Origin of the sequence: [Mycobacterium] stephanolepidis (assembly GCF_002356335.1) — a bacterium.
Lineage (GTDB): Bacteria > Actinomycetota > Actinomycetes > Mycobacteriales > Mycobacteriaceae > Mycobacterium > Mycobacterium stephanolepidis.
The window spans coordinates 615,600-627,654 of sequence record NZ_AP018165.1 but is presented as its reverse complement, the minus strand read 5'-3'; the positions used below and the strand labels follow the sequence as shown (position 1 = coordinate 627,654).

Sequence of the window (12,055 nt, the reverse complement as noted above, 5' to 3'; positions counted from 1 at the left end):
GCCAAACGGATCAAGGCGTCGGGGCGAGTGTCCCGGTAGAGCCCAGGGGGCGGCTCGCCCGTGTACGGCTTGAGTAAACCTGTTGCGAGCCGTGACAATCGGCCCTTAGTCATGGAGAAAGCGTGCCGCCGGGGACGTGGCCAGGTAGGCGATCGCCTGTGCAGTGCTGCCCTCATCCACCGGGCTGTAGTCGCGTTTAAGCAGCCGGAGTCCGCTGCGCGCCATGTATCCGGCAGCGGGCACCGCACCACGTCGCCCGGAGGCGCGCAGCTTCCACAAAAGCCGGACATAGCCGATATTTGGCAACGCCGGATCTTCGTGGACAAGAAACCTGGTGCCGCGCAGCAGCATGACGAAGAAGACAACGCTGACCATGACCCCCGATACGACTTGGGCGAGATAGTCCATGCCGAAATACTTCGCCACGTTGTACGAGACGTGCCGGTGTTCCACCTCTTCGGCTCCATGCCACCGGTACAGGTCGCACAACATAGGGTCGGCGTTCATCTCGCCCCATGAATTGTTCAGTGCCCAATGGCCCAGCACACCGGTGTAATGCTCTGCGGCACATAGCACATGGGTTCCAGAGGCCAGCGCCTTACGCCGGTTCGTCCTGTTCGCCCGTGCCGAACGATGGCCGTATTGAGCCACGACCCACTCCAGCTGACGGGTGAACGGCACCGGATCGATCCCATGTCGGCGCACATAGTCGACCAAGACTTCATCGTCCGTCTTCGCATGCACTGCTTCCTGCCCGATAAAGCCGACAATCTCCTCGCGCAGGCGCTCGTCCCGCACGTATTCCAGCGCATCGGACAACAACGCGCTGAACCAGCGCTCAGCCACCGGCAGGAACAAATTGAGCGCCGTCACCACATGCGACGCGTACGGATCGCCGGGAATCCAGTGCAGCGGCGAGGCCCCCCACTCAAAATGGACATTTCGTGGGCGCAGCGCCACTTCCTCGGGAGCAAACCTATCGGTCGCCATTGACACTCCTCACCGACAACGTGCGCAAAGTACACCGATCAAGCCGACGTTCTTGCGCTTTGGGAGTAATTCGATGCCAACGGCCCTCTGGACGGGTATCCGCTGCGTCCGTTTTCACAAAGATCTCGCCGAAGGATAGGAGGCCGAACCGGCCGAGCACACACTCCAGCGACTATCCCGACTCCAGTACCGCCGCCGCGTCCTGCAGACCGCGGATCGCCGCGGCAATCGCCGGCCGATGCTGGGCGCCGGGACGGACCAGCACCTCGTAGAGCCGTCCCGCCCGGACCTCGCGGATGACCAGTCGTGCCACCCGCGGGCTCCGGCTCACGTATCGCGGCATCAGCGCGATGCCATGGCCGTGGGCCACCATATCCTCGACAATCTGGAAATCCTTGAACCGGAACCGGACTCGGGGCCGAATACCCGCCGACACCCCGAGTGAGACCAGTACATCGTCCACCGGAAACCCCTCCGGGACACTGATCCAGGTCTCGTCGGCCAGCTCGGCCGGAGTCACCGATCCACGCCCCGCCAGCGGATGATTGTTGTGCACCAGCAGATCGATGGGCTCACGCATCAGCGTCATCGACCACACCCGGGCAGAACTCAGCACGGCGGTTCGCTCGTCCCGGTGGGTGACGACGATGTCGTACTCGGTCAACAGCCCGGGAGCCTCGCTGTACGTCACGTCCTCGTCTGCCGGACGCACATCGACCTCACCGGCCACCGCGACCACCAGCCTGGGCAGCAGCAGGCTCCCACCGGACGGGAAGGACGCGATCCGCACGATCGGCTGTGTTCCCTCCCGATACGCCACCATCTCCTCGGCCGCGCGGTCGACCGCGGCAATCACCTCGTCGGCCCGCAGCACCAGCGCGCGGCCTGCCTCGGTCAGTGCGATACCCCGCCCGTCCTGCCGTAACAGCGGCACACCGGCCTCCCGCGCCAAGACCTTCAATTGCTGCGATACCGCCGAGGGCGTGAGCCGCATCGCGTCCGCCACCTCACCGACGGTGCCGCGGTCGGCAAATTCTCGGAGAATCCGCAGGCGGCGCACATCCATGAAGGAAATCTACATCAATAGTGCACATTAATTAGATTGTGCTAAATCGAATGGCTACGCAGGATCGACGGCATGACAACCCGGCACCGTCTCCTCGGACTGACAGTTGCAGTGTTGTGGGGCCTGAACTTCGTGGCGATCCACGCCGGGCTCGAGCATTTCCCGCCGATCTTCTTCGCCGGACTGCGGTTCGCGGTCCTGGCGATTCCCGTGATCCTGTTCGTGCCCCTGCCGCACGTGCCGCTGCGATGGTTCCTGCTGTACGGGATCGGGTTCGGCACCGTCCAGTTCGCGTTCCTGTTCCTGGCCATGGCAAACGGGATGCCGACAGGGCTCGCGTCCCTGGTGTTGCAGGCCTCGGCGCCGTTCACGGTGATCCTCGGCGTGCTGTTACTCGGCGAACGGATGTCGCGTCTGCAGGTCGCGGGGATCACCCTCGCGGTCGGCGGTATGGCCCTCATCGCCGCCGACCGCGCCGTGCATGGCGCCTCTGCCGCTCTGGTGCCGGTGATCCTGACGCTGCTCGGCGCTCTCGGCTGGGCGTTTGGCAACATCGCGAGCCGAAAAGCCATGGCAGACAACAACGATCCGCGCACCCCCGTGCGGCTGACCCTGTGGATGTCGGTGGTACCGCCGATCCCGCTGTTCGCGCTCTCGGCGTTCACCGAAGGGCCCTACGCCGGCTGGCACTCCCTGACATCAATCGGTGAGCGCAGTGGGCTCGTCGCCCTCGGCGGCCTGGCGTACATCGTGCTGCTCGCCACCATCGTCGGCCTGGGCCTGTGGACGTACCTGATGGGCCGCTACCCGGCCAGCCGGGTAGCACCGTTCTCGCTGCTGGTTCCGGTGGTCGGTATCACCGCTTCGTGGTTGGTCCTCGGCGAACGGCCGACCGCGATGGAACTCCTCGGCGCAGCGGTGGTGATCACCGGATGCCTGATCGGCATGACCGCGCGCCCCGTCACCGCCGCTGCCGATGTGGGTGACGCGTACGACCCCACGCCCCGTGAACTGTCCGCGACCTGTGCCGCGCGAACGGCCCACTAACCTATGGGCATGTCGAGTGTGTTCACGAAGATCATCAACGGAGAGCTACCCGGTCGGTTCGTCTACGAGGACGAGGATGTCGTCGCGTTCCTCACCATCGCGCCGATCACCCAGGGCCACACCCTGGTGGTGCCGCGCGCCGAGATCGACCAGTGGCAGGACATCGACGCGGCAGTCTTCGCCAAGGTCAACCTCGTCGCGCAACGCGTCGGCCGCGCCATCCGCAAGGCGTTCGACGCACCGCGTGCCGGCTACATCATCGCCGGGATGGAGGTACCCCACCTGCACGTGCACGTCTTCCCGGGTTTCACGCTGACCGATTTCAGCTTCGAGAACGCCGATCCCAACGCCTCGGCGGAATCCCTCGACGAGGCACAGGCGAAGATCAAGGCTGCGCTGGCTGAGATCGACTAGCCCGCAAGATCTTTGGCGCACTCTCGACGTCGTCCAGGTCGTCCGGGCCGGCGTCGTCGTCCGTCATGTCGGCGCGCGGCAGCCGCACCTCGAAACGGCAGCCCTCACCCGGCGCGGTGTGCACGGTGACCGTGCCGTCATGTGCGGCGGTCAGGGCATCCACGATCGACAGCCCCAGCCCCGTGCCGCCGCTACTGCGGGTACGTGAGGTGTCCGCGCGATAGAACCGCTCGAAGACGCGTTCGGCGTCGGTCTTCGTCATACCCGGTCCCGCGTCGATGACTTCCAAGACGGCGTCATCTCCCTCGGTGCCCACCCGGACCAGGACAGCCGCCGTGGTGTGCCCGAGCGCGTTACTCACCAGATTGCCCAGCACCTGACGCAACCTCAGTTCATCGCCGATGACCTCCGGGGTTCCTGGCCCATCAAAGACTTCCAGTTCCACGTCACGTTCGGGCGCAGTGGCTTTCGCGTCGTGCACAGCGTCGGTGGCCAGCACCAGCAGGTCGACGAGCCGCTGTTCCATGGGCCGATGCGCGTCCAGACGCGCCAGCAACAGCAAGTCCTCCACGAGCTGACCCATACGGGTCGACTCGCCTTCGATACGGCCCAGCACCAGCTCGATGTCGGTGGCCGCACCCTGGCGGTAGAGCTCGGCGTAGCCGCGGATGGTGGTCAGGGGTGTGCGCAATTCATGGCTGGCATCGGTGATGAACCGGCGCATGCGTTCCTCGGAGGTGCGGGCCGTCTTCGCGGACTTCTGCGAGTCGGCCACCGCACGCTGAATCTGCGCAAGCATTCCATTGAGCGCCAACGATAATCGGCCCACCTCGGTGCGCGGATCACGTTCGGGTACGCGGCGATCGAGATGACCGGCGGCGATATCGGCCGCCGTCGCCTCCACCTCGGCCAGCGGACGCAGGCTGCGGTGCACCAACCAATATCCGGCAATACCAAGCACAGTCAGCACGGCGGTCCCTATTGCCACCTGCAACCACAATAGGTCGCGGGCCGTGGTGCGTACATCGGTGATGTCACGGGCAACGGTGGTGTACCCGCCCATCGCGTCGTGGCGGGACACCGCACGCCACTCCGTTGTGCCGTCGGCGGAGCGCACCGTCACGGGACGGCCGCCCACATCATTGTCGAACGGTAGGTCCGGGTCGGCCCGGGCGCGGTCATTGAGCATGATAACCACCCGCCCGCGGTCATCGGTGGTGCGGATGAAGAACAAGGACGGGGGCCGATGCCGATTGGTGTCGAAGGCAGGCGGGGGCGGAGGTGGCCGATTCGCCCACCCATTCGCGGCGTCGATCAGCTCGCGATCGGCGCGGTTCATCATGGTGCGCTGCATGGTGGTAGTCACCGCGATGCCAGATGCCACCAACCCCAGCGCAACCAGAACCAAGGTTCCGACCACGAGGCTCACCCGCAGCGGTACACCCCGACGAACGCCGGGGCGGCTACTCACCGCGGCTCGCGCAATACGTATCCCACGCCACGAAGCGTATGCAATAGCCGCTTCTCACCGTTGTCGATCTTGCGCCGCAGATACGAGACGTAGGACTCGACGACGTTCACATCACCGCCAAAGTCATAACGCCACACGTGGTCGAGGATCTTCGGCTTACTGAGCACGGTGCCCGCATTGATCATGAAGTACCGCAGCAGCGTGAACTCCGTGGGCGAGAGCGCGACGGGCTCGCCGGTCTTCCACACCTCGTGGGTGTCCTCGTCGAGCTCGATGTCGGCGAAGCTGAGCCGCGACTTGCGTGCGGGCTCGGAACCCATCCCGGATCGGCGCAGGATGACGCGCAGCCGGGCCACCACCTCTTCGAGGCTGAACGGTTTGGTCACGTAGTCGTCGGCGCCCAGTGTCAGCCCGGCGATCTTGTCCTGCAGTCCGTCACGGGCGGTCAGGAACAGCGTCGGGGCATCGATCCCGTCGGCGCGTAGGCGACGCAGGACACCAAACCCGTCCATCCCGGGCATCATCACGTCGAGGATCACCGCATCGGGGCGAACCGTGCGGGCCAGATCCAGCGCGGCGGCCCCGCTATCGGCGGTATAGACGTCAAACCCCTGGAATTTGAGACTGACCGAGAGCAGCTCGACAATGTTCGACTCATCGTCGACCACCAGCACCTTGGCGGGGGTGGTGCCGTTGGTGGGAAAGGTTCCTTGGTGTGTCTCAGTCGTGATGCTCACCTCCGACAATCTTCCCCTCAAAATTTACGGTGCGCTGGATCTTCGCTGTGAGGTTCCTGTGAGTTCTTCACAGGAGATTGTCAGCCAACCGCACAAAGTCGCCCTAGAGTTGTGCCATGAAGCTGGTGTCGCTGATCACCGCGCCGCTCAGGATTTCGCTGGCCGTTGCCGATTCCGGCTTGGCGGTCGCCGCCAAGGCGATCGATACCGGGCGCGAGATCCTCGCTGAACTTCCCGACGTGGAGCCACACGACGGACGGCGGCACGCCCCGGGTGCGGGCCTGGTCGGCACCGTCGAATCCCTGCTGGGGATGGCCGGACGCAAGAGCCCACTGCAGTCGGCGATGAAGGTCGCCGAACTGATGGAGGAGGACAAACCCCTCGGCAGAGCGCTGCGGCCGGGCGGGCCGGTGGAGCGCGTCATGGCGCCCGGAGGGCTTGCTGATCGGCTGACAGAACCCGGCGGTGTCCTGGACCGACTCTTCGCCAAGGACGGGCCCGTCGACAGATTGACCTCACAGGATGGCGCCCTGGACCGGGCGCTCGCCCCGGGAGGGCTGATCGACCAGCTGCTCGCCGAGGACGGGATTCTGGAACGGCTGATGCGCGAAGAGGGCGTCCTGGACAAATTCACCGCCAAAGACGGTCCGCTGCAGCAGCTGGCCAATCTCTCGGAGACGGCCGCCAAGGTGGCACCCAACATTGACGCCCTGACACCCACCATCGAACTCCTGACCGATACCGTCTCGGCACTCAGCTCCGTGGTCGGTCCGCTGGGCGGTTTCCTGCCGCGCCGTCGGCCGTCCCGGCCATCCAGTTCACCGCGGCCGATACGGTCCGAGCGGGTTATCGAAGGCGAGATATAGCGGGCGGGCTAGTACGACCTTCCGTCGGCGTAGCGCTGCCGGCGGAAACTGCGGCCATTACCGCGATTGCGGCTCTTGTAGGTCGGTAGTTGCGAGTCGCAATTCGGGCAGACAAGTCGCAGATTCTCTCGACAGTTGTTGACCGGGTTTCCGTCGATATGGTCCAAGACCAGTACAAGCGGGGAGTCTTGCCAGATGCTTGCCCCGCCGCAGATTGCGCAACAGCCCGATTGAGCCTCGGCGAGAAACGCACGGACGTAATGTCCGCGACGACCGTCGACCCATGCCTCGCCCGTTGCGAGCCACAGTTTGATGCGTTCGTCGCGCCTGGCCATCGCCTGGCAGGCATTGCCGCAATAGACCTTCTGACTGCGCTTGGAAAGTGACCTTCCACAGCCGAGGCACGTTCTCATGGGTCGAAATTACGGGCAGGTACTGACAACTCGAATACATTGTGGAGCCCCCGGTCAGGATTGAACTGACGACCTTCCGCTTACAAGGCGGGTGCTCTACCACTGAGCTACGGAGGCGATGGAACGTCGAACAGCTTAGCGGTCTTCGTCGATGACATGTTCGGAGCCCACCGGCGCGGCCCGGTACATCCCTAGCCCTTGACCAGCAGCGCCACCAGCAGCACGACCATCCCCAGCAGCAGAACGCTGAGGAAGGTCGGCATGTGGCTCGGCGGCAGGTCGGCATCGCGGCGCATCGCGTCCTACACCCGGCGCCGACGTCGCGCGGCCGCCATCGCCAACAGACCGCCCGTGGTCACCAGCAGGATGCTCACCACATGTCGGGCACCCGGAATCCAGAACTCGGGAACGAACTGCATGAGGGCTACCCCGCTGGCGATGAGCGCCAGCGAGGTACGCACCCACGCGAGATATGTCCGCTCGTTGGCGAGCGTGAATCGGTAATCAGGTTCGGCGCCAACGGATTCACCGACAGTCACGAGCCGTACTTCAGCCACAGCGGCAGCACCTTGTTGAGGCGGTCCATGAACTTCTGCAGGCCCACACGGTGCTCACCGAAGCCCATCGGATCAATCCGATATTCAGGGAACGCGATTCCCACACCGAAGAGACCCGGCGCGATGATCCCGTTGGCCGGGTTGCACTCCAGCTTTCCCCACTGCGGCGCCGCGGGCACCGGCCGCGGGCTGAACCCCACGGTGTACACCGCGTAGTCGCAACTCTGGAGCAGCTCGGGGAACTCGGGGCTATCGACGAGGCATCGCTGCAGACGAGCGGGCAGCACCCCGTCGACATTCTCCCGTGCCCACCGCGCGGCCTCCCCCTTCAGGCCGGTGTCGTCGAACAGTGTCCAGTCCCCCATATCGACCGCGTAGCGCAGCGGCCCGCGATAGAAGTTGATCACCTTGGCCGCAGGCCCCGCCAGGAGGTTGGGCAGCGCGATCATGCTGGAGTGCGACGCGCCGAAGACGGCGACAGTGGCACCCGCCAGGGGCAGCGCAGCCAGCTTCTCGGGGTTGAGCGCCGCCTCGAGCGGGATCTCGTTCAGCCACGGGTAGTCCAGATTCTTGGGAACCGAGCCGACCGCGAGAATCACGTTCTTCGAGGTGATCTCGCCCATTTCGGTCTGCACGGTCCACCGGCCGCCGTGCAGCGACAGCCCCGTCGCGGTGGTGCGCAGGGCGTTCACCTGGTCGCGGAGCTGGCCAGTGATCCATACCAGCGGGTCCGCCACATCGCCGAGCAGACACGTGTCCGTGGGCGCGAGGTCGTTCAACGCGAAATGCGGTGCATGGGCGAACCGGAAGGACTGTGCATCCGTCAGGTAGTTGATGAAGAGCTTGACCGACGTATTACTCGGCACGGCACGCCATTTCGTACCAAAGTCACCCGCTGCGAACTCCGGGTCAATCCACGCGATCGAGTCGGATGGCACTCCGCGATCAAGGAGCTTCCCCACTGCCGCAATTCCCGCGGGGCCCGCACCGACCACTGTCCATCCGTACTCGCTCACTGTTCTGCCCTTCTCTACGTCGAAAATCTCGGAACGTCACCGAGGTACTTCCGGTGACTGTCTTCGATTGTTCTGCGCACAGGCGCTCGTGAGTAGTGACTAATCCGTGAACAGCTCCAAAGTTTTACTTATAAAAGCAGGTAGAACGGCTACAACTGTTCCGTGTTCTCTACTTCCCAGGTGCTGGGGAGCATGGGAGCCACCTGCCGGGTGTCATCGGAAGCGAGTCTGACCGTCCGGGCGGTGTGCGTACTCGTGGCGGCCGGTACGGTGCCCGCGAATCCCAGCGCGCCGGCGCCTCTACTGGTTGCCGTGTGCTCGCCGCTCTCGGCGGAGTACCCGACCGTCACACCCATTCCCGCTGCTTCCTCTAGGTATTCGTAACGTTGGCCTCCGATGCGAGCCTTGCTCTTGGCGCGCTGCCTGCGTCGAGCCCGGGCTAGCACCGTGGCGCTTGCCGCCGCCGTGGCATCGACGGTATCGACGGCCTTCTCCGATGATTTCGCGGCGCCCTTGGGGCCAAAGCTCACCCCTGGTGGCACTAAACCGGGTATGGCATAACTGATTCCACTCAACGGTGCCGGAGCGGGAGACGGGGCCGGCGCGGTTGCGCTCGATGTGGGAGTGACCGCCGACGAGCCTCCCGACGGCGTGACGGACATGGCCGGCAAAGCTGCGGGCGCCAGACTCGGCTCCGGGCGGTGCACAGCGCGGAGTGCGGGCCTCTCAGCTGACGGGGCCGCCGCCGGAGCAGGAACCGCCGCCGGGGCTGGACGCAGGTGTATCAACGCCGCCAATCCGCTGAGTCCGCTGAGGGCTGGAATGAGGAACGGCAGCAGGTACGAGGCGTAGTACGGATACCAGAGCAGGTCATAAAGGAACAGCATGATCACGGCGAGCACGGCCGAGGTCGCCGGATTGAAGCCCATCTTCTCGAACCACTGCTGAAATCCCTGCAGCATCTTCGAGATCTGGTCCGGAGAGCCCGGGATATCCGACTGATCACTACGCGCTTCGCCGCCCGGCGCGAGGATCGGGGGTGCCTGCTGTGTCGGCGGGATTGCCGAGGTCATGGCCTCGGCGGTCGCCTGATACGTGCTCATGGTGGCCGCCGCCTGCACCCACATCCGGACATAGTCGGCCTCGTTGAGTGCGATCGGAATGGTGTTGATCCCAAAGAAATTCGTACCGACCAGCACTCCGTGCGTGACATGGTTGGCGGCAAGCTCCACCAAAGTCGGCATGGTCATGAGCGCGCTACCGTAAGCCGCCGCAGTTGTTTCATGTTGCGCGGCAATGACACCGCTCTCGACAGCGGCCTGCTCGAGCCATGCCAAGTACGGCACGTGGGCTGCCACATACTCCGACGCGCTGGGCCCTTGCCAACTACTTGCCTGCACTCCGGCCAAGATCTGGGTCAGTTCAACCGCCGTGCGCGCATAGTTGTCCGCGATCTCTTGCCATTGCAAGGCTGCGGCAAGCACCGCCCCGGGGCCTGGCCCCGCACTCAACAGCGCCGAATGCACCTCCGGAGGCTCCGCCATCCAAATCGGTGCCGTCACACGCCGCCTCCCTAATCAATGGGCGCAAACAGTTTCGCGCCACCGATGGAGTAGTCGTACTGTGTACCGGAAAGTTCCCGCACAACCAGAATCAGCGTTCGAAATCACATTTATCGTTGCGCGCCAGGAATTCCCACGCGGTATCACCGTCCCGTACAGTCGGCCCCATGCCAGTCATCGACGCTCGACACCTCGACGGTGTGTCCGAGACCGCGCTGCTCACCTTGCACCAACGGGCGACGGAAGCGGCCCGGCCGGACGGCATCATCGACGACCCGATGGCCATTGCGCTGCACGCCGGCCTGGATTACGACTTTCAGCATTTTGGCCGCACCCATCAAGCTACTGCCTTGCGTGCCTTGATATTCGACAAGGCCACGCAGGAGTACCTGACGGAACATCCGCGTGCCAATGTGGTGGCGTTGGCAGAGGGATTGCAGACGAGCTTCTGGCGCGTCGACAATGGCGAACTCACCTGGTTGTCGGTAGACCTTGAGCCCATCGTGCGGCTACGCCAGCAGCTGCTCCCGCAATCAGACCGGTTGCGGTACAGCGCCCAATCCGCGCTCGACTACTCGTGGATGGATCAGGTGGACGACTCCGACGGAGTACTGATCACCGCCGAGGGCCTCTTCCAGTATCTGGAGCGCGAGCCGGTGTTCGATCTGATCACCGAGTGTGCCAAGCGTTTTCCCGGCGGCAGGTTGATCTTCGATTCGGTGCCGAAGTTCCTGAGCACACACTCGCAGCGCGGCATGAGACTCAGCGAGCAATACACCGTGCCGCCGATGCCTTTCTCGTTCACCGCCAATCAGTACGGCGAACTGCGCGCCGTCCCCGGCATCCGCGGCGTGCGTGAACTGCGGATGCCGGCGGGGCGTGGCAAGGTACTGCGCTGGGCCGGTCCTCTGCTCTATGCATTGCCCGGCCTTGACAGGCTGCGCGCACCTCACACGGTGATCGAGTTCGGCTGATATAAGAGACTTTCGGCAGACAGTCGCTATCCGGCCGCGACGGCGAAATCGCCACCGGCCCTGACGAGCGTCTCGTGCACTTCTTCCACCGACAGCACGCTGTCGGTCAGGACACGGACCGTCGAGGCCCCCTTGGGATCCAGATCGACGGATACCTCACGCACCGGGTCGAGTGCGGTCAACGCCTCGGTAACTCCCATGACGCATGAGTTGCAGTGCATGCCGCTGATGGCGAAGATCTGCTCGGACATAGTGTGCTTCCTCCTGAAATTGTTGTTCACAACGGATTTGGTAGGGCGGAACCATTCCAACGGGGCGTTTATGCGCCCCATTTGGCTCCTTCTGCCATGTCGCGGGCGTTCATGGACAGGGTGTTGGTTTCGTGGGTAGAGCCCATGGCGCGGTAGGCGCGGATGAGTTCTTCCATGGCGGTGTTCCACTGGGCCTGCCAGGCGGCCTGGCTCATGGAGGTATCACCGTGCCAGGCCGCCTGCAGGGAGGCCTGTTGGGCGGCCAGGTCGGCTCCCAGGGCGGTCAGTACACCGGAGTAGGTGTTCATCTCGCCGGCGTGGGCCAGCATCGCGGGGTAGTTGAAAGTGATCTGCGACATCTGCTGTGTTCCCTTCCTTGTGCGTGTGTGGGTTAGACGCCGATGTAGCGGCTGGCGGCGGCGGCATCCTCGGCCACATAGGTGGCGGCGGCATCACCGAGGTTGATCTGCGCGATATCGAGCAGGGCGTTGACCTTCGCGGCGACCTCCACGAACCGGGCGTGCGCGGCCTGGAAGGCCACCGAGGACTCCCCGACATGGAACGCCTGCGCCGACAACGCCGCCGACTCAGCCTGTGAAATCGTCGAACGCATCAAAGCGGTCTTAGCACCAAACGTGCCCTCCGCAGCCACCAGGGCCGGAATGTGCGCATCAAGCAAACTCATGAAACT

At 64.4% G+C, this 12,055-nt stretch carries 14 protein-coding genes, 1 tRNA gene and 1 pseudogene; 4 read left to right on the top strand and 12 right to left on the bottom strand.

Features of this window, described 5'->3' with window-relative positions; all coding sequences use genetic code 11:
- Positions 1–105: 105 nt before the first annotated feature.
- Together MSTE_RS03185 and MSTE_RS03180 are read right to left on the bottom strand one after the other, a co-directional pair.
- Entirely contained in the window at positions 106–990 is an 885-nt protein-coding gene (locus MSTE_RS03185; protein ID WP_096498931.1) for a metal-dependent hydrolase, read from the bottom strand.
- A gap of 172 nt (positions 991–1,162) precedes the next feature.
- Positions 1,163–2,056 carry a LysR family transcriptional regulator gene (locus tag MSTE_RS03180; protein ID WP_096498929.1) on the bottom strand — a complete coding sequence of 298 codons (894 nt, stop codon included), beginning with the start codon at positions 2,054–2,056 and terminating at the stop codon, positions 1,163–1,165.
- Positions 2,057–2,128: 72 nt separating this feature from the next.
- Here MSTE_RS03180 and MSTE_RS03175 point away from each other — a divergent pair, with 72 nt between their 5' ends.
- Together MSTE_RS03175 and MSTE_RS03170 are read left to right on the top strand one after the other, a co-directional pair.
- The gene (locus tag MSTE_RS03175; protein WP_096498927.1) at positions 2,129–3,103 is read left to right on the top strand and encodes an EamA family transporter; all 975 of its coding nucleotides are present in this window, start codon (positions 2,129–2,131) and stop codon (positions 3,101–3,103) included.
- A 9-nt stretch (positions 3,104–3,112) separates the two neighbouring features.
- The gene (locus MSTE_RS03170) at positions 3,113–3,517 is read left to right on the top strand and encodes an HIT family protein (protein WP_046255490.1); all 405 of its coding nucleotides are present in this window, start codon (positions 3,113–3,115) and stop codon (positions 3,515–3,517) included.
- On the opposite strand, the gene MSTE_RS03165 is transcribed toward MSTE_RS03170, so the two are convergent.
- On the bottom strand, positions 3,489–4,988 hold the full coding sequence (locus MSTE_RS03165) for a sensor histidine kinase (RefSeq protein WP_193442053.1): 1,500 nt from the start codon (positions 4,986–4,988) through the stop codon (positions 3,489–3,491). The two genes, MSTE_RS03170 and MSTE_RS03165, sit on opposite strands and share 29 nt — an antisense overlap.
- Positions 4,985–5,725 (bottom strand): response regulator transcription factor, encoded by a 741-nt coding sequence (locus MSTE_RS03160; RefSeq protein ID WP_096498925.1) that lies wholly within the window; start codon positions 5,723–5,725, stop codon positions 4,985–4,987. Before MSTE_RS03160 ends, MSTE_RS03165 begins: the two co-directional genes overlap by 4 nt.
- 116 nt (positions 5,726–5,841) lie before the next feature.
- Between MSTE_RS03160 and MSTE_RS03155 the strand changes: the two genes are divergently transcribed.
- Positions 5,842–6,591 (top strand): hypothetical protein, encoded by a 750-nt coding sequence (locus MSTE_RS03155; protein ID WP_096498923.1) that lies wholly within the window; start codon positions 5,842–5,844, stop codon positions 6,589–6,591.
- Between the two features lie 8 nt (positions 6,592–6,599).
- Here MSTE_RS03155 and MSTE_RS03150 read toward each other — a convergent pair whose 3' ends face one another.
- The 5 genes and pseudogenes from MSTE_RS03150 to MSTE_RS03130 form a co-directional block, all read right to left on the bottom strand.
- Entirely contained in the window at positions 6,600–7,004 is a 405-nt protein-coding gene (locus MSTE_RS03150) for an HNH endonuclease signature motif containing protein (protein WP_096498921.1), read from the bottom strand.
- A gap of 42 nt (positions 7,005–7,046) precedes the next feature.
- A tRNA-Thr gene (locus MSTE_RS03145) sits at positions 7,047–7,121 on the bottom strand.
- Between the two features lie 74 nt (positions 7,122–7,195).
- Positions 7,196–7,543: pseudogene (locus MSTE_RS03140) on the bottom strand (YidH family protein).
- Positions 7,540–8,577, bottom strand: a complete 1,038-nt coding sequence (locus MSTE_RS03135) for an FAD/NAD(P)-binding protein (RefSeq protein WP_096498919.1) — start codon at positions 8,575–8,577, stop codon at positions 7,540–7,542. The pseudogene MSTE_RS03140 and the gene MSTE_RS03135 overlap by 4 nt, the downstream one beginning before the upstream one ends.
- A 149-nt stretch (positions 8,578–8,726) precedes the next feature.
- Positions 8,727–10,139 (bottom strand): PPE domain-containing protein, encoded by a 1,413-nt coding sequence (locus MSTE_RS03130; RefSeq protein WP_096498917.1) that lies wholly within the window; start codon positions 10,137–10,139, stop codon positions 8,727–8,729.
- 167 nt (positions 10,140–10,306) lie between these two features.
- Between MSTE_RS03130 and MSTE_RS03125 the strand changes: the two genes are divergently transcribed.
- Positions 10,307–11,113, top strand: coding sequence for a class I SAM-dependent methyltransferase (locus tag MSTE_RS03125; RefSeq protein ID WP_096498915.1), 807 nt, complete (start codon positions 10,307–10,309; stop codon positions 11,111–11,113).
- Positions 11,114–11,139: 26 nt separating this feature from the next.
- Here MSTE_RS03125 and MSTE_RS03120 read toward each other — a convergent pair whose 3' ends face one another.
- The 3 genes from MSTE_RS03120 to MSTE_RS03110 all read right to left on the bottom strand — a co-directional run bounded on the left by MSTE_RS03120 (position 11,140) and on the right by MSTE_RS03110 (position 12,049).
- Positions 11,140–11,364: a heavy-metal-associated domain-containing protein gene (locus tag MSTE_RS03120; protein ID WP_096498914.1), complete on the bottom strand. Its 225-nt coding sequence runs from the start codon at positions 11,362–11,364 to the stop codon at positions 11,140–11,142.
- Between the two features lie 68 nt (positions 11,365–11,432).
- Positions 11,433–11,723 (bottom strand): WXG100 family type VII secretion target, encoded by a 291-nt coding sequence (locus MSTE_RS03115; protein WP_005062633.1) that lies wholly within the window; start codon positions 11,721–11,723, stop codon positions 11,433–11,435.
- A gap of 32 nt (positions 11,724–11,755) precedes the next feature.
- Complete coding sequence (locus MSTE_RS03110) at positions 11,756–12,049, bottom strand: type VII secretion protein EsxS (protein WP_096498912.1); 294 nt, start codon at positions 12,047–12,049, stop codon at positions 11,756–11,758.
- Positions 12,050–12,055: the final 6 nt, after the last annotated feature.